Origin of the sequence: Shivajiella indica (genome assembly GCF_042683085.1) — a bacterium.
GTDB classification, from domain to species: domain Bacteria; phylum Bacteroidota; class Bacteroidia; order Cytophagales; family Cyclobacteriaceae; genus Shivajiella; species Shivajiella indica.
The window spans coordinates 294,936-320,835 of the sequence record NZ_JBHUIV010000025.1 but is presented as its reverse complement, the minus strand read 5'-3'; the positions used below and the strand labels follow the sequence as shown (position 1 = coordinate 320,835).

Annotated in this window: 19 protein-coding genes; 5 read left to right on the top strand and 14 right to left on the bottom strand. The window is 39.2% G+C overall.

Features of this window, described 5'->3' with window-relative positions; all coding sequences use genetic code 11:
• The first annotated feature begins 14 nt into the window (after nt 1-14).
• Entirely contained in the window at nt 15-1,286 is a 1,272-nt protein-coding gene (fahA, locus tag ACFSKV_RS17730) for a fumarylacetoacetase (protein WP_380805823.1), read from the top strand.
• Nucleotides 1,287-1,401: 115 nt separating this feature from the next.
• Here the strand turns inward: fahA and ACFSKV_RS17725 are convergent, their stop codons facing one another.
• The 4 genes from ACFSKV_RS17725 to ACFSKV_RS17710 form a co-directional block, all read right to left on the bottom strand.
• Entirely contained in the window at nt 1,402-2,532 is a 1,131-nt protein-coding gene (locus ACFSKV_RS17725) for a carbon-nitrogen hydrolase family protein (RefSeq protein WP_380805820.1), read from the bottom strand.
• A 91-nt stretch (nt 2,533-2,623) separates the two neighbouring features.
• The gene (locus ACFSKV_RS17720) at nt 2,624-3,976 is read right to left on the bottom strand and encodes a flavin monoamine oxidase family protein (protein WP_380805817.1); all 1,353 of its coding nucleotides are present in this window, start codon (nt 3,974-3,976) and stop codon (nt 2,624-2,626) included.
• A gap of 6 nt (nt 3,977-3,982) precedes the next feature.
• The gene (locus ACFSKV_RS17715) at nt 3,983-6,322 is read right to left on the bottom strand and encodes a glycosyl hydrolase family 95 catalytic domain-containing protein (RefSeq protein WP_380805815.1); all 2,340 of its coding nucleotides are present in this window, start codon (nt 6,320-6,322) and stop codon (nt 3,983-3,985) included.
• A gap of 94 nt (nt 6,323-6,416) precedes the next feature.
• Nucleotides 6,417-6,995 (bottom strand): TlpA family protein disulfide reductase, encoded by a 579-nt coding sequence (locus ACFSKV_RS17710; RefSeq protein WP_380805813.1) that lies wholly within the window; start codon nt 6,993-6,995, stop codon nt 6,417-6,419.
• A gap of 208 nt (nt 6,996-7,203) precedes the next feature.
• Here ACFSKV_RS17710 and ACFSKV_RS17705 point away from each other — a divergent pair, with 208 nt between their 5' ends.
• The 3 genes from ACFSKV_RS17705 (at nt 7,204) to ACFSKV_RS17695 (ending at nt 12,711) form a co-directional block, all read left to right on the top strand.
• Nucleotides 7,204-7,824 carry a hypothetical protein gene (locus ACFSKV_RS17705; protein ID WP_380805811.1) on the top strand — a complete coding sequence of 207 codons (621 nt, stop codon included), beginning with the start codon at nt 7,204-7,206 and terminating at the stop codon, nt 7,822-7,824.
• A gap of 304 nt (nt 7,825-8,128) precedes the next feature.
• Nucleotides 8,129-10,378, top strand: coding sequence for a Tex family protein (locus tag ACFSKV_RS17700; protein ID WP_380805808.1), 2,250 nt, complete (start codon nt 8,129-8,131; stop codon nt 10,376-10,378).
• A 245-nt stretch (nt 10,379-10,623) separates the two neighbouring features.
• Nucleotides 10,624-12,711, top strand: a complete 2,088-nt coding sequence (locus ACFSKV_RS17695; RefSeq protein WP_380805805.1) for a S9 family peptidase — start codon at nt 10,624-10,626, stop codon at nt 12,709-12,711.
• A 171-nt stretch (nt 12,712-12,882) separates the two neighbouring features.
• On the opposite strand, the gene ACFSKV_RS17690 is transcribed toward ACFSKV_RS17695, so the two are convergent.
• Nucleotides 12,883-13,869: an SDR family oxidoreductase gene (locus tag ACFSKV_RS17690; protein WP_380805803.1), complete on the bottom strand. Its 987-nt coding sequence runs from the start codon at nt 13,867-13,869 to the stop codon at nt 12,883-12,885.
• Nucleotides 13,870-14,069: 200 nt separating this feature from the next.
• Between ACFSKV_RS17690 and ACFSKV_RS17685 the strand changes: the two genes are divergently transcribed.
• Nucleotides 14,070-14,852 carry an SDR family NAD(P)-dependent oxidoreductase gene (locus tag ACFSKV_RS17685; protein WP_380805800.1) on the top strand — a complete coding sequence of 261 codons (783 nt, stop codon included), beginning with the start codon at nt 14,070-14,072 and terminating at the stop codon, nt 14,850-14,852.
• A 203-nt stretch (nt 14,853-15,055) separates the two neighbouring features.
• Here the strand turns inward: ACFSKV_RS17685 and ACFSKV_RS17680 are convergent, their stop codons facing one another.
• From ACFSKV_RS17680 to rpmF, 9 genes are all read right to left on the bottom strand, one after another.
• Complete coding sequence (locus tag ACFSKV_RS17680; protein ID WP_380805797.1) at nt 15,056-15,790, bottom strand: sugar isomerase domain-containing protein; 735 nt, start codon at nt 15,788-15,790, stop codon at nt 15,056-15,058.
• 1 nt (nt 15,791) lies between these two features.
• Complete coding sequence (locus tag ACFSKV_RS17675; protein WP_380805795.1) at nt 15,792-17,975, bottom strand: c-type cytochrome domain-containing protein; 2,184 nt, start codon at nt 17,973-17,975, stop codon at nt 15,792-15,794.
• Nucleotides 17,944-19,395 carry a DUF1501 domain-containing protein gene (locus ACFSKV_RS17670; RefSeq protein WP_380805792.1) on the bottom strand — a complete coding sequence of 484 codons (1,452 nt, stop codon included), beginning with the start codon at nt 19,393-19,395 and terminating at the stop codon, nt 17,944-17,946. Before ACFSKV_RS17670 ends, ACFSKV_RS17675 begins: the two co-directional genes overlap by 32 nt.
• 1 nt (nt 19,396) lies before the next feature.
• Nucleotides 19,397-21,703 (bottom strand): PSD1 and planctomycete cytochrome C domain-containing protein, encoded by a 2,307-nt coding sequence (locus tag ACFSKV_RS17665; protein ID WP_380805789.1) that lies wholly within the window; start codon nt 21,701-21,703, stop codon nt 19,397-19,399.
• Nucleotides 21,704-21,901: 198 nt separating this feature from the next.
• The gene (gene accC / locus ACFSKV_RS17660; protein ID WP_380805785.1) at nt 21,902-23,251 is read right to left on the bottom strand and encodes an acetyl-CoA carboxylase biotin carboxylase subunit; all 1,350 of its coding nucleotides are present in this window, start codon (nt 23,249-23,251) and stop codon (nt 21,902-21,904) included.
• Nucleotides 23,252-23,277: 26 nt separating this feature from the next.
• A complete protein-coding gene (accB, locus tag ACFSKV_RS17655) occupies nt 23,278-23,745 on the bottom strand; it encodes an acetyl-CoA carboxylase biotin carboxyl carrier protein (RefSeq protein ID WP_380805782.1) in 468 nt (155 codons plus the stop codon).
• 105 nt (nt 23,746-23,850) lie between these two features.
• Nucleotides 23,851-24,414 (bottom strand): elongation factor P, encoded by a 564-nt coding sequence (gene efp, locus ACFSKV_RS17650; RefSeq protein WP_380805779.1) that lies wholly within the window; start codon nt 24,412-24,414, stop codon nt 23,851-23,853.
• A gap of 20 nt (nt 24,415-24,434) precedes the next feature.
• Entirely contained in the window at nt 24,435-25,433 is a 999-nt protein-coding gene (locus tag ACFSKV_RS17645) for a beta-ketoacyl-ACP synthase III (RefSeq protein WP_380805777.1), read from the bottom strand.
• Between the two features lie 259 nt (nt 25,434-25,692).
• Nucleotides 25,693-25,884, bottom strand: a complete 192-nt coding sequence (rpmF, locus tag ACFSKV_RS17640) for a 50S ribosomal protein L32 (RefSeq protein WP_380805775.1) — start codon at nt 25,882-25,884, stop codon at nt 25,693-25,695.
• Nucleotides 25,885-25,900 lie beyond the last annotated feature (16 nt).

The window sequence follows — 25,900 nt, the reverse complement described above, 5'->3', positions numbered from 1 at the left end:
ATAAACTTTTACAAATGAGTAACCCAAGTATAATACCATTGACTTCCTGGGTACAGGTAGCTCAAGATTCAGATTTTACGATTTACAATTTGCCCTATGGTATTTTTCAAAACAAAAGACTTTCTCCCAGGATGGGGATAGCCATAGGGGATAAAATCGTTGACTTATCAGTCTTACATGAAGAAGGTTTTTTTTCGGAGCTTTCCCAACTGCCTAATGATATATTCTTAAGAAATGCGCTTAATGATTTAATTGCGCTTGGGAAGCCCGTTACAAAAAAAGTAAGAGAGATTGTTCAAAACTTATTGAAAGAGGAAAACGAACTGCTTCGTGAACATACCTGTAGGGGAAAGGCAATGGTAAACCGTAATGAAGCACAAATGTTGATGCCAGTGAAGGTAGGGGACTACACGGATTTTTACAGCAGTATGGAACATGCCACCAATGTGGGTATGATGTTTAGAGATCCTGAAAATGCCTTATTGCCCAATTGGAAGCATCTCCCAGTTGGGTACCATGGGCGTGCCTCTTCCATTATTCCCTCAGGGATTCCAATTTATAGGCCAAAAGGGCAATTCAAAGATCCCAATATGGATAAGCCTGAATTTGGACCCAGCAAGAGATTGGACTTTGAATTGGAATTGGCATTTATTACCGGTGGACCAACAAAAATGGGAGACAGTATCAAGACCCAAGATGCTGAAAATTATATTTTCGGTTTTGTATTGTTCAATGATTGGTCAGCCAGAGACATTCAGGCTTGGGAATATGTGCCTTTGGGACCGTTTTTAGGGAAGAATTTTGCATCCAGCATTTCTCCATGGGTGGTGACTTTGGAAGCTTTGGAACCCTTTCGGGTAAAGGGGCCAAAGCAGGATCCAGAAGTTTTACCTTACCTTCAATGTTCCAAAGATCATGCTTTTGATATTAACCTTGAGGTATTTATACAACCTCAAGGTATGCAATCTACCAAGGTTTGTTCCTCCAATTTTAAATATATGTACTGGAACATAGCCCAACAATTGGCACATCATACCGTCAATGGTTGCAATATCAATGTAGGTGATGTGATGGCATCCGGTACGATTTCAGGATCTACTGAAGACAGTTATGGTTCTATGTTGGAGTTGGCATGGAAGGGCACTAAACCAGTAAAATTAGAAGAGGGAGGGGAAAGAAAATTTATCGAAGACGGAGACACGGTCATCATGAAGGGGCATGCTGAAAGAAATGGGATCAGGGTTGGATTTGGGGAGGTTTCCTGTCAGGTATTGCCAGCAAAATAGTTGAATTTAGACAGGAATGCGATTATAGAAAATCGCATCCTGTTTATAGAATATTTAATTTATTAGCTGGATATTTAAATTTTTCACATTTTGAATAACCCAAAAACTTTGAAAATTAAAAATCCATATTCCAAATCCCGCCTTTTTGGGCAGCGTTTATTTTCAGCAATTCCCCATTTCTTATAAAAAAAGGTTGTCCGTCTGTTCCCAAGTCCCAAAGCCTCCCCCTAAGGAAAACATTGACGCCTGATGATGCCCCTGATTGTGCGATTCTTCCTGGCAAAGCATATTTTTCCCAAGCTTCCCTTTCACTGATATTTCCGATATCATGGATATCAACATCCCTTGGAGCAGGAGCACCATTATAGCCGGCCCAAGGAATTTCCATTGCACCATCTGTAGCGCAATAAGAAGGGACCAAGACCAGATCTACTCCTTGGATGGCTTCATAAGATTCAGGATACCAGGAATCTGCACAGACCAAAACACCAATTTTAAATTCTGCAAGTTGAAATTGAGGTATTTTATTGGTAGGAGAATTTTCTATAAAAGGCTTTTCTGATTCAATAGGATAAGCCTTTCTGATATGTTGCTGTAAGACATGGCCATCGCTGCCAAATACGAATGAAGTATTGAAAATCGGTTCTTCTTTATCCACTTGTATTTCACCTTTGATAATCTGAGGACCTGGTAAATTAATGGACCCTCCTATGATGTAGACTTTGTATTTTTTAGCCAAATAAGAAAAGGAATCTTGATAGATGGAGGCCATGCTTTCTGCTTTCATCCGAAACAATGCTGCAGCAATGCGGTCTTTTTCCTGCTTCGACATCAGATAATGATCAAAAAATTGAAGAGGATGACTGAGCACCAACTGAACCATCGCCAAGGTTAGGCTATTTGAAGTGCCAACTGATTTTTTTTCATTGGCAATAACCAGCCAAGTTCCCAAATATTCAGGTAAAATGACAAGGGTATTTTCTCTGAAAAAACCTGATTCTTTCGCAGCTTGAAAATAGGTTTCCAGTTTTGAGGAAAATTGATCCTTATTAAGGTAATCACTTTCCAACATGTAGGGTTGAATTCCTACTATATTTCCTCTTGTGCTATCAGGATGAAAAGGTAAAATATCCTCAATCAAACTGATTTCACTTGTTATATCAGGAAGTTTTGAATTAAATCCAGTATTTGCCCAAATGATCCAGGCTGTAATAACCAATAGAATTAATGAAAGAACTATTTTCATGAAATTTAGGTGCTATTTTTAAAACGAGATGATTTATGGAGCCTTTTATTGAACGTATAAATCGTTAAAACAACCATGAAATAGGGTGATTTTATGAATTTTTGTATGCTAACCGAACCGATTCTGCAGCACTTTCTCCAGCCCTGACAGCTCCTTCAATATAACCAAACCAAATTGGTGATGCTTCTGTCCCCGCCCATAAAATATTGCCTTCGGCTTTGGAATAGGCATTTTGAAATCCTGTCCATGCACCGGTAGGATATAAACCTGCATAACACCCTCTGCTCCAAGCTTCATCTGTCATGGTAAAATCCTCATATAATAGAGGTTCTGCAGCTTCATTGCCATAATATTGGATCAGTTTCCCCTTCATGATATTTTTCCTTTCTTCTTTTGATTTGGTAAAATATTCCCTTGCTCTTTTGGCAATGGTAAATCCCATTAGAATCCCATATTTGGTATCTTTGGGAGAACAATCGAAGATAGACTGAAAAGGAGAGTTTGCATCCGCAAAAGCCTGTCCACTGAAATCATTTTCTCTCCAGAAGGGTTTTTTATATACCATAAAGCATTTTCCGACCTGACCCATAGAAATTCTGTCAATAATTTGCCTTTTTTTGCCGGAAAGCATGGGCTCGAATTCAAGCTTTGATACCAAAGGTGGCGGAATCGCTATGATTAATTTTTTGCAGGTTAATTCAAAATCTTCACCTTTCACTTTTATGACCTCGTTTTCCTGAAGGATTTTTTTAACGGTTCTGTTAAAATGTATCTTATCGTGAAAAGGGGCCGCCATTTTTTCAATCAAACTTTGCATCCCACCCACAATCCTGTGGAGTTGCGCACCATCTTTAATATTGATCAAGGTGTTGAGATCCCTTCCGGATTTAATATAAAATAAAGCGTGTAGAAGGGAGATTTCATTTAATTCTGAAGCAAATACGGTTTCCAATGCCAAGCTTACTATTTTTTTGCAGGAGATAGTTTTGCAGTTTACTGAGATAAACTCAGCCAAAGAAATCCTGTCATATTCCATAGCCTTTGGATGGTTCCAAGGTTCTTCAAGAGAAATGCTTTTGGCCATGCGTTCTAATTTTTTGAGAACCAAATCAAGATTGATCAGAGAAACAATGTCCAATTTTGGAATTAATCCTTTAAATTTTCTGACCTTTTTACCGAAGTCCAAAAGGTTATTCCCCTGATCATAGGTTTCATAATACTCTAAGCCAAATTCCCTACAAAGTTCATACATTCTATCCTGGCCTGGACCGATCCACTGGCCCCCAAAATCAAGATAGAGGTCTTCAGACAATTTTTTGGTATACACTCTCCCTCCTAATCTATCTCTAGCTTCAAGTACCAGAAATGGGATATTTGCCTGATTCAATTTTTTTGACGCAGAAATTCCCGAAAATCCTGCTCCGATAATAATGACTTCTTGCATGATTATTTATTTAAGTTCCAACTCAAATCTTTCCCCTTTGCCCAATTCCAAATCTATTTCATTGCTTTGGTATTTAATTATAACTTTACCCCCAAGTTGAGAAAAGACTGAGGCATTGCTCAATTCCCCATTTTCCCAACTGATATCCAAAGTATAATTTCCCCTGGCTTTTAAGCCCTTGATAGAACCCTTTTCCCAAGCTTTAGGCAGTGCAGGAAGTAAATGGATAAAGCCATCATGGCTTTGGAGCAGCATTTCAGCTATGCCAGCTGTATATCCAAAATTCCCATCAATCTGGAAGGGGGGATGGGCATCAAATAAATTTGGGTATAAGGAAATCTGGATAAGCTTTTTGATATTCTCATGTGCCATTTCACCATCATGAAGCCTGGCAGAAAAATTGATTAACCATGCCCTGGACCAACCTGTTCCTGCTCCTCCATTTGCCAACCTGTAATCCAAGGTTTTTCTGACTGCATCAAATAATTCAGGAGTTCGTGTTCTTGAAATGGCATTTCCGGGATGGAAAGCATATAAATGTGACATATGACGGTGACCCTTTTCGGGTTCTTCATAGGGCCTGTCCCATTCCAACAGCCTTCCATCCTGTCCAACCCACAGTCCGGATCGGAGATTTTCCCTCTTTGCTTTAATCTCATATAACAAATCAGGTTGGATTTGAAGTATTTCGCAGGCACTGATATAATTATCAAATACTTCTGCGATTATCTGTTGATCCATGGCAGCTCCCATAGTTGAGGCTACAGATTCTCCTTTTAAATTGATGAAACTATTCTCCGGGGAGGTTGAGGGTGATGATACCCATAGCCCATCTTCCGGATACCTAACCAGCCAATCTGAATAAAACTGAGCTATTTCTGTCATTGCAGGCATGAATCTTTTTTCTAGAAATTCCTTATCCCCGGTAAACAAATATCTTTCCCAAAAATGTTGCATCATCCAACCGCCAGCACCTATCCATGCTCCCCAATAAGCCTGTGCTGCCTGAAGGAAAGTCATATGCCAAAGGTCAGACCCGTGTGCCAAAGCAGCACCTTTCATACCATAAGTTTCTGCTGCAGTCAGTTTACCACTAATGATCAACTTGTCCATGTAGTTAAAAAGGGGCTCATGGAGTTCTGACAAATTAGTTACTTCAGCCGGCCAGTAATTCATCTGAAGGTTAATGTTCATATGGTAATCCGCATTCCATGGTGCCTCAATATGCTCGTTCCAAATGCCTTGTAAATTGGCGGGTAGAGTACCGGGCCTTGAAGAAGAAATCAGAAGATACCTTCCGAAATCAAATAGAAGGGTCTCTAAAAAAAGATCCTCTTTTCCCTCTTGTACATTTTGAATCCTTTTGTCTGTTGGAACATTGTTTTCAGATATTTCTCCTAACTTAAATTCAAGTCTTTTGAATAAAGATTGGTAATCATTCACATGTTCTTCCAAAAGTTCTTCAAAAGTTTTCCCCTGGATAGCCTGTAGTAGTTTTTGGTTTTCACCCCTGAAATCCGGATGATAATAGGAGGTGTTGGTGACCATTTTGATGGTCATGTTTTTTACATTTTCAAGAATGATCCCCTCATTGTTGGCTTTCAGGTTTCCTCCCTCGTTTTCAATCCAAGCAATGGTCTGGAACCTTACTCCATGTAGGATTGGACTGGGTTTTGAATCAATCATCCCTCTTCTTTGAGTCACCTCCCCATCCATTTGTAGTGTTTGGTTGGAAGTAGTTTTGACAGTCACGGTTGGATGTCCGTCATCTTCCGGTCTACTGAGTCTTACAGTGCCATTGATCCCATTGGGATGTAGCGTTTTCAGTTCAACGATTATAGCTTGTGAGGGAGAGGAAGAAAAAACTTTTTGGCTGAAAGGGAAACCGTCCACTTCATAGGAGACAGTGGCCAATGCACTATCCAAGGAAAGTTCCCTTTTGTAATTGCTGATGTTTTTATGGCCAAGATCAATCCAGAGATCGCCTAGTGTCTGATGGGAGCGTGTGATGCTTTTTCTTGAAAATTTGGCAACTAAAAGTGAATCGGCCTTTTTGTTTTCTCCAATGTTTAAAAGGGTCCTTATCTCTTCCAAATCTGATCTTTTTCCTACAGCCAAATCCCAGTCATCCGGTCCTCCTGGCCAAAGAGAATCTTCGTTTAACTGAATTCTCTCTTTTTCCGTCCGTCCAAAAACCATGGCACCTAAGCGGCCATTGCCTATGGGTAAAGCCTCCTCCCAAGCATTTGCAGGCTGTTTATACCAAAGGGATTTTTGGGCCAAACCAGCGAAAGATTGCTGAACAAGAATAAGGGTAAGTATCCAGGAATATTTCAAAGACTTCATGATAGCTGTTGATTTTTCTTCAAAATCCTGAATTAAAATCTCAACAGCAAGAAGTATTTAAATTTCCTGGACATAAAATTTATTAAGGGATATTTCAGTTAAATGAAGTCAGGAAATTTCTGAATTCTTCTGTGTCAAAGTTGCTCATACCTTCCTGATAAAAAACAATTTCACCGTCAGGGCTTACCACGAGGGTAGTGGGAATGGACTGGCTTTGAAGGGAATTGTTCAAACCATAGGAAGCATGGACAACTGGGAATGTAAATCCTTTTTTCTCTATAAAATCCTTACTTTTTCCCATCTCTTCATCCAAAGCAATCATAAGGAATTCCAGGTTTTCCGTATCCTTAACTTTTTTGTACATTTCTGAAATATGCGGCATTTCAGCCCGGCAGGGGGGGCACCAGGTTGCCCATAAATTGATGAAAATAGTTTTTCCTCTAAAATCCTCAAGATTTACTCTGTTTCCGTCCATATCGACAAAGGCCCCCCTATAGTCAAATTCCGTATTGGATTTGTCCACCAAGGTAATTTTCGGTTTTTTTATTCCCGTTGCAAGTAAAAGGGATTGCACACCTCCTAGGATCGGGGTTATCAAACCTGTAAAATATAAAAAGGCAAATATAGCAAAGATGATACCCCAGCTTTTAATTTCTTTTTTCCAATCAATCATTCTGTTTTTCTCCTTATTCAATACAAAGTTACCCCCGTAGGTTTATTTTTTATGTGATAATTCATACTGTGTTAATATTAAACAAATTCAGGGGGGATTAATCAGTAATTTAAAGTAATCCATTCGTTTTGTAATTGCTTTATATTGATTTAATTTTAATGAGATGTTAGTTGAAAAATCAATTTTATTAGAATCAATCTGGAGTAATATGAGAGTGCTTTTGATTTTCACCCTTTTTTCAATGCTTGGAATTGTAGGCAATTTTTCCAATGCCCAAACATTTGAAATTAATCCATTTTCAGGATATACTTTTCCTTCCACTTTTGATATAACCGGTGGTACAGCCAAATTGGAAGGTAATGCCAATTTTGGGATCAGTTTTGGATACATTACTCCAAATGATGTGACTGAATTCGAGTTTTCTTATACCTATTTTGGCACTAATGCCAATGCTTCTTCAGTTTATCTTGTGGAAGAAGAGAATTCACGTGCCAGGTTACATTTTGTCATGGCGGGAGTAAACAGGCTACTCACTGTTTCTGAAAAAGTTACATTTTTTGGAGGGGTAAAATTAGGGGCTTCCAATCTTGCCTTTCCAGATGGGGAAAATCAAAGCAGTACAAAATTTACAGTGGGTGTCCAAGCGGGAATGCGGTATTATTTATCTGATAGAATTGGATTTAGAATGCAGGGGAACCTATTAATGCCAATTGTAAGTGAGGGAGGAAGCTTATGGTGGAGTCCTTCTTCAGGAACCGGAATAAGTGGATGGTCTCCCATTGTGCCATTCAGTTTGAATGGAGGGTTAATAATCAGGATTTACAAGTAGGGTTTTAGACTGGAATTTTTTAAATAAAGGATCCAGAAACCTGAATATTTGGCTATAGATTTTTCATTTTTAAGTGAAATCCATCTTGTTAAATCAGTATTGAGTAAGAAAAAAGATTAATTAAGAAGTTAAACATCTTTTGATCAATAGTTTATTTAGAATCCCTATGGAATTTTCTACAGGGATTCTTATTTTATTAATTTCGAAGAGAATCAAGGAATTAGAAAACGAACTCATCATTTTTTTATTCAAGCTTATGAAGGTTTTTTAAAGCTTTGTACTTTGCAGCCCTAATTTTCAAAGCATGAATATTAATCATTTTCTGAAAATAGCCGAGGAACTTGGAATTAAGGTAAAGCAGGTGACCGATACGGTAGAATTGCTGGATGAATGTGCAACGGTCCCTTTTATTTCCCGGTACCGGAAAGAGGCAACAGGGAGTCTAGACGAAGTACAAGTGGCTTCAATTCGTGACCGTATCCAACAATTAAGAGATTTGGACAAACGGAAAGAGGCCATTTTGAAATCAATTCAAGAGCAGGGAAAACTTAGTGCTGAACTTGAGGAAAAAATCAATGCGGCGGAAACTATGTCGATTTTGGAGGATTTGTATTTACCCTACAAACCCAAAAGGAGGACCAAAGCGACCATTGCCAGGGAAAAAGGATTGGAACCATTGGCTTCAATGATTTTTGACCAGACCTCATTCGATCTTGATGCAGAAGCGGAAAAGTATTTGGATTCAGAAAAAGAAGTCAATTCTATTGAAGAGGCCCTTCAGGGAGCACGCGATATAATAGCTGAATGGATCAATGAAAATGCCGAATTAAGGAAAAAGATGAGGGATCTTTTCATTGAGGAGGGGCAATTTGTATCCAAGGTGATTCCAGGAAAAGAGGAAGAGGCCATCAAGTATAAAGATTATTATGACTGGACCGAGCCGGTCAAAACAGCGCCATCTCACCGGGTTTTAGCCATGAGAAGAGGGGAGAAAGAGTTATTTTTGATGTTGGATTCATGCCCGGAAGAGTTATCCGCAATCAACTTGATGGACAAGTTGGTACTTGCCAATGAAGCCAATTCAGCCGTCGATCAGGTAAAATTGGCCATTAGAGATTGCTATAAAAGATTATTGAAACCTTCCATGGAAACCGAAGTCCGGCTATACACAAAGAAAAAAGCAGATGAAGAAGCCATTAAGGTTTTTGCGGAAAATTTAAGACAATTGTTGCTGGCAGCTCCCTTGGGGGAAAAATCGGTGATGGCCATTGATCCTGGTTTCAGGACAGGTTGTAAAACGGTTTGTCTTGGACCTCAAGGACAATTGCTGAGTTACGATACCATTTTCCCTAATGAACCACAAAAGAAAACTGTGGAAGCTGGGGCGACGCTTAGGCATTTGGTGGAAAAATACCATGTCGAAGCCATAGCAATCGGGAATGGAACAGCAAGTAGAGAAACAGAAGCCTTTGTAAAATCATTGGGTCTTCCTAAGCAGGTAATTGTAACTATGGTGAATGAAAGCGGAGCTTCTATTTACTCTGCATCTGAAGTCGCAAGAGAGGAATTTCCGGAATATGACCTTACTGTGAGGGGTGCTGTCTCGATAGGTAGGAGGTTGATGGACCCATTGGCCGAGTTGGTGAAAATTGATCCCAAGTCCATTGGAGTAGGGCAATACCAACATGACGTGGATCAGGGGGCTTTGAAGAACTCACTTGATGATACCGTTATGAGCTGTGTGAATGGGGTAGGAGTTGAAGTGAATACAGCTTCCAAGCAATTGCTGACTTATGTTTCAGGATTGGGGCCAGTATTGGCACAGAATATTGTAACTTATAGAAATGAAAATGGCCCTTTCAAAAGTAGGGATCAGATCAGGAAAGTCCCAAGGCTAGGGGATAAGGCTTTTGAACAGGCTGCTGGCTTTTTGCGGATCAGGAATGCCAAAAATCCATTGGATTCCTCTGCAGTACATCCAGAAAGGTATGAATTGGTTGAAAAGATGGCCAGTGATATTGGCGCAAAAGTGACCGATCTGATGAGTTCTGAAGAATTAAGGTCAAAAATCATCCTAAATAACTATGTTTCTGAAACAGTTGGCCTACCAACTTTGCAGGACATCATGGAAGAACTTTCCAAGCCAGGAAGGGATCCGAGGGAAACTTTTGAGGTCTTCAACTTTCAGGAGGGAGTGAATGAGATATCCGATTTAAAAGTAGGGATGAAATTGCCTGGGATCATTACCAATATAACCAAATTCGGGGCATTTGTGGACATTGGTGTGCACCAGGATGGTTTGGTTCATCTAAGTCATTTGGCTGATAGGTATGTAAATGATCCTGCTGAGGTGGTGATTGTTAACCAAAAAGTGGAAGTTACTGTGATGGAGGTTGATATGCCTAGAAAAAGAATTGGGCTAAGCATGAAATCCGATCCTTTTGCCGAAAGAGGAAAAGCCAAGCAGCATGGCGAGAAGAAAAGAAGGGAAGAGCCTGAGATGGAAGGCGATCTTGCAGCTAAACTCGCCATGCTGAAAGGTAAATTCAGATAATTTAAAAAATCCGGAGATATTTTAATCTTCGGATTTTTTTGTAACACACTGAACGTTAGTGGATTTTAGTAGTGAATATGCCTTACTATAAAATTGTGAGATTTTTTAAACTGAAAACCAAGAAAATATTCTGATATCAATTCACTGATTTAATTGTGTAAATTTGTATTTCTTATGCTTGTAATACTTCCCCTATGTTGAAAAGATCTTTTTTATTCCTGTTTGTTATTTGTAGCCATACATTTATGTCCTGTTCCAAAAAAGAACCCCAAGTGATATTACCCGATGTTCAGCCCCCAATTGCTAAAATTGAGCCCTTTGAAATTCTGTCCAAGCATGGGCATCTTAGGGTAGATAACTATTATTGGATGAATAATAGGGAAAATCCCGAAGTGACTGCTTATCTCGATGCAGAGAATGCCTATTTGGATACCATGATGGCCCATACCAAGTCGTTTCAGGAAAAGCTTTTTCAGGAAATGAAAAGCAGGATCAAGGAAGATGACACTTCTGTTCCTTACCAGCTTGATAATTATTTCTATTATGTACGCTATATTGAAGGTGGAGAATATCCCATTTATTGCCGGAGAAAAGGAAATATGAGCGCCCCTGAGGAAATAATCGTGGATGGAAATGAGTTGGGCAAAGATCAACCATTTTTGAATTTTTATACCTCTGTAAGTCCAGACCATAATTTAGCAGCTATTATGATGGATACACAAGGGAGGAATTTTTACACGGTAATGATCAAGGATTTAAGAACAGGGCAAATCTTTCCTGACAGGATTGATGATACCCGTGGAGGTATTGCATGGACAAATGATAACGAGTCCTTTTATTATTCCATTCCTGACAAAAAGACTTTAAGGGTATTTCAGGTTAAAAGACATGTTCTAGGTAATACGACTGATCAGGACGAACTGGTGTTTGAAGAAAAAGATCCCACCTTGGATTGTTATGTCAGTAAAACCAAATCAAAAAAGTATGTCATAATCGGATCAGGAAGGACCGATGCCTCTTATGCTCTGTTTATTGATGCGGATCTACCAGGCAAACCAAAGTTAATTGAAAGGGTGATTGATAATGTGCAATATTATGTAGATCATGCTGGAGGTGATCAATTCTACATTTATACAAATTTAGATGCGGTCAATTACAGATTGGTGGAAACTCCTGTTTCCAGTCCTTCTTCTGCGAATTGGAAGGATGTTATTCCTCACAGAAAGGAGATTTTCTTGGAAGGGGTTGATTATTTCAAAGAATATATGGCTATACAGGAAACTTTTGAAGGATTAGCCAAAATCAGAATCATAAAACGGAGTGATGGGTCCGAACATGAAATGAAGTTTGAGGAACCTGCTTACGCAGCAAGTTTGGGTTACAATCCCAATTTTGACACCCAAGTACTCCGTTATTCATATACCTCTATGACCACACCAAATTCTACCTATGATTATAATATGGTGACTAAGGAGAAAACCTTAATGAAGGAGCAACCGGTATTAGGGGATTTTAATAAGGCCAATTATCAAACGGAGAGAATAATGGTTCCATCCAGGGATGGAAAGAGAATTCCTATGTCAATTGTCTATAGAAAGGATAAATTCAAAAAGGACGGATCAATGCCTGGATGGATTTATTCTTATGGTTCTTATGGTGCTTCTATGGATCCATATTTCAGTCCTACCCGTCTTAGTCTATTGGATAGGGGATTTGTATATGCCATTGCGCATGTTCGGGGAGGCCAGGAAATGGGAGGAGAATGGTATGAGGATGGTAAAATGATGAACAAGAAAAATACTTTCAATGACTTTATTGATTGCTCAAAATGGTTGCAGGACAATGGTTATGTGGCAAAGGATAAATTATTTGCATCCGGGGGAAGTGCAGGTGGCTTATTAATGGGGGCAATAGTCAATATGGCACCAGAACTTTACCGTGGAATAATTGCCGCCGTTCCTTTTGTAGATGTGGTGACCACCATGATGGATGAAACTATTCCATTGACAACCTTTGAATGGTTGGAATGGGGGAATCCCAATATCCAGGAACAATATGAATACATGCTTTCTTATTCCCCCTATGACAATGTGAAAGAAAGAGCTTATCCCAATTTACTGGTGACTACCGGTTTACATGATTCACAGGTCCAATATTGGGAACCGGCAAAATGGGTTGCTTTGCTAAGAACTAAAAAAACAGATAATAACAAACTTTTCATGTATACGAACATGGATGCAGGTCACGGAGGTGCCAGCGGAAGGTTTGAAAGTTTGAAGGAAATTGCCTTGGAATATGCTTTTGTGTTTGATATTCTTGGAATTTATGAATAAACAATAATTGGGACTTATAAATAAACTTTGTGTAAAGGTGTTTTTAAGTCCCAAAAAATGTTTAACCTAGATTTTGACCGATTTAGAATGTTTTGGTAGATTCCCAAGTATACTTTTCTCCTAATTACTACATTAACATTTCTATTTTCCATAGCCTGGGGAATACAATGTTTAGGGTTTTGATTGATTCATCAAAAATTTTTCAGCTGAAATCAAGTCAACTTCGAATTGATCAGCTTTTTTTCGCATGTCAGGTATGACAGAATCAGAGGTGGCCATAACATAGTTCATGGCCATGATATTGGATGCCGCCTTGTTAAAAGGTCCTAATATCCAAGACAATATTTTCATAACAAAAGGAGGGGTCGATTTCACTTTCAAAGATTTATTATATACTTTTTCGAAAATCTTTTTCACCTCCAAGGGAGATAGGGCTTCAGGGCCACCTATGGGTATCACCTGTCTGTTTGCCATCGTGTTGTTTATGGCATTCACACAAAAATCAGCTACATTTTCAAGGCTAATAAAACTTACTCTATGTTTACCATTTCCTACAATATTTATCGTATTGTTATCTTTCATGGAATTTTTTATGCCCTCATAGAAATTATTGGCAAACTTAAAGGGCCTTTGAATTGTATTAATAGGGGAGTTTTTTAATGTAATATCAGTTCCCATATAAGGAAAATAAATCTCCATAAAAGCAGTGGGTTGAAAGATGGTATAATTAAGGGAGGAGTTGATCAAATGCTTTTCTACATATCTCTTTGCTTTGGTTAAGGGTACTTTGTTGTCCCATTTGGCAAACTTCGCAGCAGAAACATAAATGAATTGCTTAACTCCTTCTTTTACAGATAGATCAATTAAAGATTTAACCCCTTTTTCATCTACGGATTTGAAATTATCATGTCTATTGGTTGGTACCGCTGAATTTGCTGTACATATAATAGTATCTATGCCTATAAGTCCTTTTTCAATTGTTTTTGGATCAGTTAAATCAACTTCCCGGAAATGGATGTTCTTCAGTTTTTGAAGTTCTTCAATAGAAGATGTTTTTCTGTAGCCTGCAATAACCTGATAAGAGTGGTTTTTCTCAGTGAGTTTTTTCGCAATGGTATAGCCTAGTTGGCCGGTAGCCCCAATAATCAAAATATTCATAAACCAAATAATTTTAAGTGAGACAATTAATTGAATATAAGATATTTATGAAATAAAATCAAATAAATTAAGTTAAGAAATCTTTTAAAATAAAGGTACATTTGAAGCAAAGAAGGATTTATGAATTTTGTTTAATCAAATTTTTAATAACAAAAAAGAAAGGGATTATCATCAATCAAATAAAATAATTACATTGATTCATGTTCAAGAATAAGGTAGTATGGATAACAGGAGCCTCTTCTGGATTAGGGAGATATATGGCTTATGAATTTGCCAAAAATGGGGCTATAATTGCGCTTTCTGCTAGAAGAAAAGATAGATTGGAGGAAGTATTGGCCATTGTCAAATCTCTTGGAGGGGATGGTTTAGTAGTTCCTTGTGATGTATTGGATGAAAATGAGATAGCGAAGGCTGTTCAGGCTATCAACAGTCATTTTGGAAGAATTGATATAGCCATTGCCAATGCGGGATATGGGGTGGTTGGAAAAATCAAAAATCTTCATTCCAAGGAATGGAAAAGGCAATTCGATGTGAATGTTATAGGATTGGCCTTAACTTTCAAATATGCCTTTCCCTACCTTCAGGAATCCAAAGGAAGCATAGTGTTGATTGGGAGCGTGGCAAGTTATGTGCCTAATCCGGGAGTGGGAGCTTATGGAGCTTCAAAAGCAGCCGTGCATTCTATTGGGCAGACTTTACAGCTGGAGTTAAAAGGTACAGGCGTGAACTGTACGGTACTCCATCCTGGGTTTATAGATTCTGATATTGCTAAAGTAGATAATGAAGGTGTCTTTCATGCGGATAATCCTGATCCCAGACCGGCGAATTTAATGTGGCCAACAGAAAAAGCAGCTAAGGTGATGCTAAAGGCCATAGCAAAAAAGAAGAAAAATTATGTATTTACCGGACATGGTAGGTTTATGGCATTTATAGGACAACATTTTCCAGCAATAGCCAGGTGGTTGGTCGGGAAGATGTCGTGAAAATTACCAATTACCAATTACCAATTACCAATTACCAATTACCAATTACCAATTACCAATTACCAATAACCAATAACCAAATTACTAAATACAAGCTCCAAAGTTCAAATCTCAAAAAGTTTTTAGAGCATGTCCTAGCCCTATATTTCCAAGACCTTTATCAAATCCTTAAAATTGAAAATTTTATTTTGGGTTTTTAGATTTTAAAGTCCCTTTATGATACCCTTATATTTTCTGATTAAGGCATCATTGTGTTCTTCCCCTTCATCTGAATTGGAGCTACTGAATACTTCAGGTTCAATACCTTTAAATATTAAATTTTCTGTTGCCTGAACCATAATGGCTTGCAAAATTGTAGCCCCAATTACAGTAGAGGTAGCGCCAACTTTAAATTCCAGCCCTTCAATGCTTATTGAAGCATCCCCAATTTCTCCAAAATTATCAAAAAAAAGATCTGCTACTTCATATAGTTTGAGGCCTGAGGAATGTCTGGACTCCACTGACTGGGTATGTTTTAGATTGGTAATTACAATTACTTTCGCTCCTCGATTTTTGGCAATCATGGCCATTTCTATACTTACCGTATTTCTCCCTGAATTGGAAGAAATGATAAAAATATCTTTTTGAGAAATGCGGTATTCTTCCAAAAGTTTAGAAGCATAGCCTTCCATACGTTCCACTTCAGTACTGTAAGAAGCATCTTTATGTAACATCAAAGCTTCATCGAGTATTGGAATAACCCTTGCGAAACCACCCGCTCTATAGAAGATTTCTTCCGCAAACATATGGGAATGTCCTGTTCCGCTTGTATATATATAGCCATTGTTGGCAAGGCAATTAGTTATCCATTTGGCTGCTTTTTCGATCTTTTCTGCCTGGTCAAAAACTGACCTAAGTTTGGATTGAACTTGCTCAATATACCTTTGGTAGGCCTTCATATCAATTGATCAGGATTTCATCTATGAATACCCATCCTTTTGCACCGGCACCGGGGTGCCATTTCGGTAATGGATTGACAGGAGTGAGTTTGGCCTTAATGGCAGTAACCTCACTTTGGTTGATATTGGATTCATACATCTGAAGTAAACGATTTCTGTTTTTTGTTGGTTGATCCGGTATTTGAGAATCGATTAATCTCCAGTCTACATTTTGGGTTTTGATCCAAACTTCCACCTTGGAAGGGGGGAAAATATATGACCCTTCTGCGGCCAAAGTACTGAAGGCAATGTTTTTGATACTTTGGGGAGAATTGAAATCCATTTGAATTTCAAAAGGTTTATCCTGAAAGCCCAACCATTTTCCTGAGGCGAAATCCTCATCCCCCTTTTCCAGGTCAAACAAAGTAAGCGCACCCGATCCTTTATATTGGGGATTAGGTGGGAATGTCAATTCATACTTATCAGGTTGTATTTTTGACCTAAAAAATACTGCCTGCTTTTCAATACTTCCAAGCCATCCATCTGCAAAAGCTCGTGCTCTGAGCGTTACATTTTTATCCAATCTAATGGGTTCTGTATATACTAGGTGATTGGTACTGTCCGGCAAAGTATTGTCTAGGGTATAGAAAATTTTCACCGAACCGATCGGATGCTTCAGGGATATTTCAATTTTATCTGTGAAAATTGATTTATCGGACTCGATCTGAGGCGGATTCAACTGGTATAAAGTGCCATCATCCTGAAAGCCCCCTTCGATTTTGGTATTAGGTAATGCCGCTTTTAGCATTGATATAGCATCAGAATTTTTATTGGTCCAGACAAATAAATCCTTCAGCTGACCAAATTCTTTAAGACTTTCAAAAGCCGCTTTTGAGAGTGGATTACCACTGAGGGAAAGATGCTTCAGGTTTTTAAGTTTTTTCAGTTCACTCAAAGTATTCCCTTCGATTCCCGTAAAATTAAGGTTGAGTACTTCAAGATTAGGGAAAATAGTAAGTTTTTGAAGATCGTCATCTTTAAGTGGCATGTTTTGAAAACTAAGTTCTACGATCTGTTCTTTGATTCTTTTCAAGTCATCAATCGTTTTGGGGTCAAACTGGTTTTTCCCAAAAAATGTAACCCTTAATCCCGGTGAAGTTGGGTAGATAGCTGCCACTTTTCTGTAATCATTGTTAAGCTCTGCTATGGTTTTGGCATTTGCCGCCTTGAAGGTATAGGATTTGGATTCCTGACTTACAAATTTCTCTTTTGCTAAAGCAAAGAATTCGCTTTCGGGATTGTAGGCGGTCAGTTTTTTGTCAAAATGAGCCGAATCTAAGATCCAACTTTGGATCAATTCAAGTTCTGTTTCGGTCAATTGCGGTTTTCCTTTTGGAGGCATATGGAATTCTTCCTCCAAGGGGATCAAAATATGAACAAGGATCTGGGAATTTTCAAGATCCTCCATATCAATAGCAGGCCCCATTTCACCACCTTTCAGGATGTATTGGATTTCATCCATTCTTAGTCCGCCCTTGACTTTTCCTGCCTTATGACAGCTGAAACATTTTTGTTCCAGGATAGGTTTGACGACATGATCATAAGCCAAAGCTTCCTCGAAACTTACCGGAGGAGTGGCTTCTACACTTTTTAACGGTGAAAAAAGAAAGTCTTCCCCATGTGTCAATGAAGCCCCTAAGTGGCCTGTAGCTAAGACCAAAGCCAATACGACCAAGGAAAGGCCTTTGGCGATGGAAAGCTTTTCCTTTACCCAAAACCAATACCAAGAAGTGCCTAGCCAAAATACAAGCAAACCTGTCCATTGGTGGTTTTCAAAATCTTCTTTGATATAGCCATCTTCTACACTTAAAAAAAGCCCTGCGAGAACAGTAATCCCTGTGAAGAAAAGAGCGGAAAGCAACAGCCATTTCAATGCGACCTTCGAGTTGATTCCCCATGCATCAGGAAACCAAAACAGCAATGCTGCCAAAAATAACATGACAATGGGAAAATGGAGCACTAGAGGGTGCATTCTGCCAAATACCTCCAAAAAAGAGGGTAATTGTATATAATCTTGTCCGATGACAAGAATAAAGATCAATCCATGTAATGCAATTAACGAATTTTCTAGAATAGAAAAGATTTTTTGGTTTTTGGGCATACTTTCAGAACTGTTAAACCAAAATGTCTTTGACAACTTTACCATGTACATCTGTCAACCTATACCTTCTTCCAAGGTGTTTGTAGGTAAGCCTTTCATGGTCAATTCCCATTAAATGCAGGAGAGTGGCCTGGAAGTCATGGACATGAACTGGATTTTCCACAATATTGTAACCAAAATCATCTGTTTCCCCATATACCATTCCTGACTTGACACCTCCTCCTGCCATCCAGATGGAAAATGCTCTTGGATGGTGGTCACGACCATAATTGTCCACCTGTATTTTTCCCTGACAGTAATTTGTTCTTCCAAATTCTCCTCCCCAAATCACTAAAGTTTCATCCAAGAGGCCTCTCTGTTTAAGGTCTGTGATCAATGCAGCAGAGGCCTGATCTACATCTTTGGCCTGTCCGACAAATTGATTGGGCAGGTTGTCATGTGCATCCCAGCCTTGGTGGTATAATTGGACGAAGCGGACTCCGTTTTCGGAAAGTTTTCTTGCCAACAGGCAATTGGCAGCATAGGTGCCTGGGATCAAACAATCCGGCCCATACATTTTGATGATGCTGTCAGGTTCTGATTTGATATCGGTGACTTCCGGTACAGCAGTTTGCATCCGGAAAGCCATTTCATATTGCTGGATTTTGGCCTGAATCTCTGGATCTCCAAAAGTCTCATAATTCATATTGTTCAATTCTGCCAGCTTGTCCAACATCCTCCTACGATCTTCCCGGTTCATTCCTTTGGGATCTTTAAGATATAGCACAGGATCTTCACTTGCGGAAAACTGGACACCTTGATGTACAGAATCCAAAAACCCATTTGTCCAAAGTTTGGAATATACACCTTGCCCGTTTCCTTTGCCTCTGCTTAAAAGGACACAGAAAGAAGGTAAATTACTGTTTTCACTTCCCAATCCATAACTTAGCCAAGCACCAATACTTGGCCGGTTGCCTACCTGAGCCCCCGTCTGAAAAAATGTCAAAGCGGGATCATGGTTGATGGCTTCAGTATGCATTGATTTGATAATGCATATATCATCTACAATTTTGGCAGTATGGGGAAACATTTCGGAAATCCAAGCTCTTGATTCACCGTATTGGTTGAATTTAAAAAATGAACCTACTAAAGGAAAAGAGCTTTGACCTGCGGTCATTCCAGTAAGTCTTTGTCCTGCACGGATGGAATCCGGAAGTTCTTTTCCTATTTGTTGATTTAGTAATGGTTTGTAGTCAAATGATTCCAATTGTGAAGGTGCACCGTTTTGGAAAAGGTAAATGATCCTTTTTGCTTTTGGAGCAAAATGAGGCAAAGCCTCCATCAAGGAATCTTCACTGCTTTTGCCTTTGAACAGATCAGGAATCAAAAGACTACCCAAAGCCAAACTGCCAATTCCTAAGCTTACCTTGGAAAGAAACTTCCTCCTGTTCTCGTTTAATCCATATTCAAATTGCTCTTTTTCCATTTCAGATTTTGGTTATTGCTTCCTCAAGGTTATATATCGCTAAAATTACCTGCATCAAGGCACCTGTATTTGGGTTTATTTTTTCTTTTATGATAGGGTATTCACCTACCCTCAATAAGTCATCCGCTGAGGCTTGGTCTTTGTTGAATCTTTCCAATTCTTCCTTAAAATAGCCCGAAAGCACATCCAATTCCTTCGAATTTGGTTCTCTGCACAGGATTCTTTTGAATGCCTCTTCAATGGCGGTTTGAGGTTCTATATAATTTTCAGTCAATTGACTCGCCAAAACCCGTGACGCTTCCATTACCAAAGGGTCATTCATCATGACCAATGCCTGAAGGGGGGTATTGGTTCTTCCCCGATTCACTTCACATTGATCTCTATTCGAACCATCAAAAATTATGGGCATCGGAGGGGGTGAAGTGAGTTTAATAAAGGTGTAAAGTCCTCTTCTGTAAAGCTTTTCACCCATATCTTGTTTGTAAGTCTTAAGTTCACCCCGGCCTGATGTGGCAGCTTCCCAAAGTCCCTCAGGTTGGTATGGTTTTACACTTGGCCCCCCGATTTCCGATACGAGCAAGCCCGAACTTGCCAATACCAAATCCCTGACATTTTCAGCAGGCAATCTCAATCTTGGGGATCTGGCTAAATAGATATTATCAGGATCTGTAATCAAATGTTTTTTTGTGACTTTGGAAGATTGCATGTAAGTGGCCGAAGTCATGATTTTTTTGAGAAGATATTTGATATCCCACCCATTATCCATGAAATCGACAGCGAGCCAATCCAACAACTCAGGATGGGAGGGAAGGTCTCCCTGCATCCCAAAATCACCGGTGGATTTGACGATTCCCCGGCCGAAAATTTCCTGCCACATCAAATTGACAAATACCCTTGCTGTCAGAGGATTGTTTTTGTCCACTGTCCACTGGGCAAGTCCCAGCCTGTTTTTGGGGAGATTTTGGGAAAATGAAAATATACTTTCTGGGGTATTTGGACCAACAGGAGTAGTTCTGGCATCGTACAGGCCCCGGTTTAGAATATATGTTGTTCTAACTGTATCCAATTCTTCCATCACTGAGACCATGATCTTACTCGAGTCTTGATGGTTGATGAATGTAAGAAGATTATCGATATCTTCTTTTTCTATCCAAAGGATCGGGGTTTTGGCAGGTTTGGATTGGGAAACATCCCCTTCATATCCTTTTTCAGGAGTATTGTTGAAAAAGGCAAACATCTCATAGAAGTTTTTCTGAGAAATTGGGTCATACTTGTGGTCATGGCATTGGGCACATTCCATAGTGATCCCTAGTATTCCTTTACTGAAAGTATTGGTTTTGTCCAGAATATATTCTACCCGATATTCTTCATCGATTACGCCCCCCTCTTCTGTATATTTATGGTTCCTATTGAATGCGGTTGCCAATATCTGTTCCTTGCTAGCATTTGGCAACATATCACCAGCCAACTGCCAGGTAATGAATTGATCATAAGGAAGGTTTTTGTTAAATGCATGAATGACCCAGTCTCTATATGGCCATTGTGTCCTGATATTGTCATCCTGATAGCCATATGAGTCCGAATACCTTGAAATATCCATCCAAAGGACAGCCATTTTCTCCCCAAAGCTGGGAAGGTCCATGATTTTGTCCACAATTTTTTCGTATGCATCAGCACTTGTATCTTTTTCGAAATCCTTGATCATCTCGGGTGTAGGGGGAAGACCGGTCAGGTCAAGACTTACTCTTTTTAGTAATTCATGCTTTTCTGCCTCATCGTTTGGATTTAGACCTAATTTGTTCATTTTGGCCCAAATGAAGTTGTCAATTTCATTTTTCGGCCATTTTTCATCCTTTACTTGGGGAACCTCTATTTTTTTAGGAGCTACAAAAGCCCAATGGGGTTCATAAACTGCCCCTTGTTCAATCCATTTTTTGATGAGAGCAATATCCTCTTCAGTAAGTTTGAGATTGGACTCAGGTGGTGGCATTAACTCGCTTGGATTATCAGAAATAATTCTTTTGTAAAGCTCGGATTGAGAGATATCATGAGGAGTAATTCCGAATTTGTCAGGGCTTTCTTTTAGAGCAGCATAGGCATTTTCGGCAATATCCAATCTTAGACCAGCTTCCCTTTTATTGGCATCCGGACCATGGCAGGCAAAACAGTTGTCTGATAGAATAGGCCGAATGTGAATATTATAGCTGATTTGTTCTCCCTCAGATAGGTTCAGTTGTTCCTGCCCATTAGGTTTACAGGAAAAAATTAAAATCGAGAGACAAATTGGGAGAATATGGTACAGTTTCATTGGATATTTGGGTATTGCAATTCAAGGGAAGTAATTTCGTAAAATTTTAATATTACGGCAATACTTATTTAAAAAATTCAATAAATACCAAAAAATATTTTAGCTTTTCCCAAGAAGACAGTTTTTGATTTCATAAAAATCTTGGGAAAACTCTATATTTTTTTAAATAAAAAATCCGGTCATTTGACCGGATTTAAGTTATTTTTTGATTACACTGAAGTCAAAGGTCTCCAAAAACTTTGTCGTAAAGTGTCCTGCTCTGAAATCTTCATTATCCAATAGTGCGATATGGAAGGGAATGGTAGTTTTAATTCCGTCAATAACAAACTCTTCTAATGCTCTTTTCATTCTAACAATCACTTCATCCCTTGATTGCCCACTGACAATAAGTTTGGCAATCATAGAATCATAGTTTGGTGGGATTACATATCCTGCGTATACGTGGCTGTCGACCCTTACCCCTCTACCTCCAGGCATATGCAGGTTTAAAATTTTCCCTGGACTTGGCCGGAAACCGTTAGCAGGGTCTTCAGCATTAATTCTACATTCCATGGCATAAAGCTTTGGGAAATAATTCCTGCCTGAAATCTTTTCACCTGCTGCCACTTTAATCTGCTCTTTGATGAGATCAAAATCTGTTACTTCTTCCGTAATCGGATGTTCTACCTGGATTCTGGTATTCATCTCCATAAAGTAGAAATTCCGGTTTTTATCCACCAAAAATTCAATGGTTCCGGCACCTTCATATCCTATGGCTTCTGCACCTTTAATAGCAGCTTGGCCCATAGCTTCACGAAGTTCATCAGTCATAAATGGCGAAGGGGTTTCCTCCACCAGTTTTTGATGTCTTCTTTGTATGGAGCAGTCCCTTTCGGAAAGATGGCATGCTTTTCCGGTACTATCACCAACGATTTGTATTTCTATATGGCGTGGTTCTTCCACATACTTTTCAAGGTATAGCCCATCATTACCGAAAGCAGCTCCTGATTCCTGACGTGCGTCGTCCCATGCTTTTTTAAATTCGCTTTCCTGCCTGACAATCCTCATCCCTCTGCCACCTCCTCCTGCAGTTGCTTTTAGGATGACAGGATAACCCATATCATTTGCAATTTTTATCCCATGTTCCACACTATCCAATAAACCCTCTGATCCGGGTATAGTTGGAACCCCAGCTTCTTTCATAGTTGCTTTTGCAGTAGCCTTGTCGCCCATCTTGTTGATCATTTCAGGACTCGCACCTATAAATTTGATTCCATACTCCTCACAAATCCTAGAAAATTCTGCATTTTCGGAAAGAAAACCATAACCTGGATGGATGGCATCAGCATTGGTGATTTCAGCTGCGGCGATAATCCTTGGAATATTCAGGTAAGAATCACGGCTGGGAGGTGCACCAAGACAAACCGCTTCATCGGCAAAGCGTACATGTAGGCTGTCTTTATCAGCTGTTGAGTAAACTGCTACTGTTTTTATACCCATTTCCTTACAGGTCCGGATAATTCTCAGGGCAATTTCTCCACGGTTGGCTATTAATATTTTTTTAAACACGGTTACTCTGGTTTATTAAACAATAATTATCCTGCTGGATCTACCAAGAATAAAGGCTGATCGTACTCTACTGGTTGAGCATTATCAACCAATACCTTCACAATTTTGCCAGAAACTTCAGATTCAATCTCATTGAAAAGTTTCATCGCCTCAATAATACATACCGTTTGACCCACAGATACTGTATCACCTACACTTGCAAATGGTTCGGAATCAGGATTTGGCGTTCTGTAAAAAGTACCAATCATTGGAGATTTTATTTCCACATACCTACTGGTGTCCTCCTTTGCAGCAGGTGCAGCAATAGGAGCAGCAGGAGCAGCGGCTGGAGCTACAGGAACAGGAGCAGCTATTGGAGCAGATTCAACTTTTACTACAGGAGCTTCCGAATATTTTTTTATAGAAAGTTTAAATTCTTCTGTTTCAATTTTCACTTCGGCAAGTCCGGAGTTTGAAATAAAATCTATTAAATCCTGAATTTCTTTTGCTTTCATGATAAGTTAAGTTTAGCAATATCCTCTAGGATATTTGTTTGGGTTTGTTCTGGGAATTAGGAAATCAAGCAGTGTAATATAGGTAAATCACAATGCATTTTAAAATTATTTTACTCTTTCAGAATAAGATCCATCTCTTGTATCCACCCTGATCATTGTATCCTGGTCTACAAATAAAGGAACCATAACCGTCGCACCTGTTTCGAGAGTAGCAGGTTTCAAGGCATTAGTTGCTGTATCTCCTTTTATGCCAGGTTCCGTGTAGGTGATCATCAATTCCACGAATGCAGGCAATTCCACGGCTAATGGGGTTTCAGTTTCGGCGTGAACCAAAATGTCTACCAATTGCCCTTCTTTTAATAGGTTAGCTCTTTCAATCAGTTTTTCCTGAATAGGGATTTGTTCGAAAGTTTCAGTATCCATAAAATGGTAACCCATATCATCTGCATAAATGAACTGATGGGGTCTTTTCTCTACCCTTGCGGTGGTTACTTTTTCACCTGCACTGAAAGTTTTATCCAATACTTTTCCAGTTGTCAGACTTTTCAGTTTGGTTCTTACAAATGCCGCCCCTTTTCCGGGTTTTACATGCTGGAATTCCACGATGGAAAATATGTCATTATTCATTTCAAGACAAAGTCCATTTTTGAAATCTGCAGTTGAAGCCATACTTTTATTTATTATTTTTTTTATTTTGGATCATATCCCCATTTAAGATATATCGCTCCCCATGTAAATCCTCCACCAAAGGCTGCCAAAATCAAGTTGTCGCCTTTCTTGAGCATTGGTTCATAGTCCCAAAGGCAAAGTGGAAGAGTCCCTGCAGTAGTATTTCCATATTTTTCAATATTGAGCATCACTTTTTCAGGACCAATTCCCATGCGGTTAGCTGTTGCATCGATTATCCTCTTATTCGCTTGATGGGGTACTAACCAGGCAACATCCTCAGCCACAAGGTTATTTCTTTCCATCACCTGGGCGCTTACTTCTGCCATGTTGGTTACTGCGAATTTGAAAACAGTGGATCCTTCCTGGTATGCGAAATGTTCCCTTGCAGTTACTGTTTCAATGCTTGCGGGTTTTCTGCTGCCTCCAGCTTTCATATGAAGATAGGGTGCCCCTGAGCCATCAGCATGAAGTAAGGAGTCCATTACCCCAAACTCTTCCTCGGTAGGCTCTAACAATACAGCACCACCCCCGTCACCAAAAATGATACAGGTAGCTCTGTCCTCATAGTCAATGATGGAAGACATTTTATCTGCTCCAACTACGATTACTTTTTTATGCATTCCTGTTTCTATAAACTGACTTCCCATGGTAAGTGCATATAAAAATCCAGAACAGGCTGCCGAAATATCAAAACTAAAACTGTTTTTAGCTCCCACACCATCTGCTATGATATTTGCAGTTGCTGGAAATGGCATGTCCGGGGTGACTGTAGCGCAAATGATCAGATCAATATCTTCAGGATCAGTATTGGTTTTTTTGAGAAGACCTTTAACCGCGTTGATACCAATTACCGAAGTTCCCTGGTTTTCTCCCTTGAGGATTCTTCTTTCTTTTATACCGGTTCTGGTGACAATCCATTCGTCATTAGTGTCTACCATGGTTTCCAATTCCCGGTTGGTCAAAATATATTCAGGGACCCATCCGTGAACACCTGTAATTACTGCTCTGGTTTTTTTCATTAAATGTTTATTTCAAACTTGGAATTAGCTTTTTACTAAATCCTTGGTCTAAAGTGCTTTAAAGTCATATTGAATGCACTTCACAGACATTTGGCCAAGCAAGGCCACAAAATTATCTAAAATGTGCTTTTTCACCAAGGATTTTTGGCTTTTAGAATGTAATAGTTCATACAAAATCAGTTTTCACTATACCCATATTAAAAAAAAATCCATCCCGAGTGATTTCAGGATGGTTTTTTTAAGGTCTTTTTTGTAATCGTTAAGCTAGAACTTCTTTCTCCATGATAACTTGTCCTCTGTAATACAGTTTACCATCAAGCCAAAATGCTCTGTGAGGTAAATGGAATTCACCTGTAGTAGGGCATTGGGCAAGACCTGGAGCAGTTAACTTATAATGAGTTCTTCTTTTGTCTCTTCTGGTTTTCGAAATTTTGCGTTTAGGATGTGCCATCTCTATACTATTTTAG

Bases quoted from the DNA above. Each gene is read 5' to 3' on its own strand.
- fahA (WP_380805823.1), top strand. From the start codon at position 15: ATGAGTAACCCAAGTATAATACCATTGACTTCCTGGGTACAGGTAGCT.
- ACFSKV_RS17725 (WP_380805820.1), bottom strand. From the start codon at position 2,532: ATGAAAATAGTTCTTTCATTAATTCTATTGGTTATTACAGCCTGGATC.
- ACFSKV_RS17720 (WP_380805817.1), bottom strand. From the start codon at position 3,976: ATGCAAGAAGTCATTATTATCGGAGCAGGATTTTCGGGAATTTCTGCG.
- ACFSKV_RS17715 (WP_380805815.1), bottom strand. From the start codon at position 6,322: ATGAAGTCTTTGAAATATTCCTGGATACTTACCCTTATTCTTGTTCAG.
- ACFSKV_RS17710 (WP_380805813.1), bottom strand. From the start codon at position 6,995: ATGATTGATTGGAAAAAAGAAATTAAAAGCTGGGGTATCATCTTTGCT.
- ACFSKV_RS17705 (WP_380805811.1), top strand. From the start codon at position 7,204: ATGAGAGTGCTTTTGATTTTCACCCTTTTTTCAATGCTTGGAATTGTA.
- ACFSKV_RS17700 (WP_380805808.1), top strand. From the start codon at position 8,129: ATGAATATTAATCATTTTCTGAAAATAGCCGAGGAACTTGGAATTAAG.
- ACFSKV_RS17695 (WP_380805805.1), top strand. From the start codon at position 10,624: ATGTCCTGTTCCAAAAAAGAACCCCAAGTGATATTACCCGATGTTCAG.
- ACFSKV_RS17690 (WP_380805803.1), bottom strand. From the start codon at position 13,869: ATGAATATTTTGATTATTGGGGCTACCGGCCAACTAGGCTATACCATT.
- ACFSKV_RS17685 (WP_380805800.1), top strand. From the start codon at position 14,070: ATGTTCAAGAATAAGGTAGTATGGATAACAGGAGCCTCTTCTGGATTA.
- ACFSKV_RS17680 (WP_380805797.1), bottom strand. From the start codon at position 15,790: ATGAAGGCCTACCAAAGGTATATTGAGCAAGTTCAATCCAAACTTAGG.
- ACFSKV_RS17675 (WP_380805795.1), bottom strand. From the start codon at position 17,975: ATGGTAAAGTTGTCAAAGACATTTTGGTTTAACAGTTCTGAAAGTATG.
- ACFSKV_RS17670 (WP_380805792.1), bottom strand. From the start codon at position 19,395: ATGGAAAAAGAGCAATTTGAATATGGATTAAACGAGAACAGGAGGAAG.
- ACFSKV_RS17665 (WP_380805789.1), bottom strand. From the start codon at position 21,703: ATGAAACTGTACCATATTCTCCCAATTTGTCTCTCGATTTTAATTTTT.
- accB (WP_380805782.1), bottom strand. From the start codon at position 23,745: ATGAAAGCAAAAGAAATTCAGGATTTAATAGATTTTATTTCAAACTCC.
- efp (WP_380805779.1), bottom strand. From the start codon at position 24,414: ATGGCTTCAACTGCAGATTTCAAAAATGGACTTTGTCTTGAAATGAAT.
- ACFSKV_RS17645 (WP_380805777.1), bottom strand. From the start codon at position 25,433: ATGAAAAAAACCAGAGCAGTAATTACAGGTGTTCACGGATGGGTCCCT.
- rpmF (WP_380805775.1), bottom strand. From the start codon at position 25,884: ATGGCACATCCTAAACGCAAAATTTCGAAAACCAGAAGAGACAAAAGA.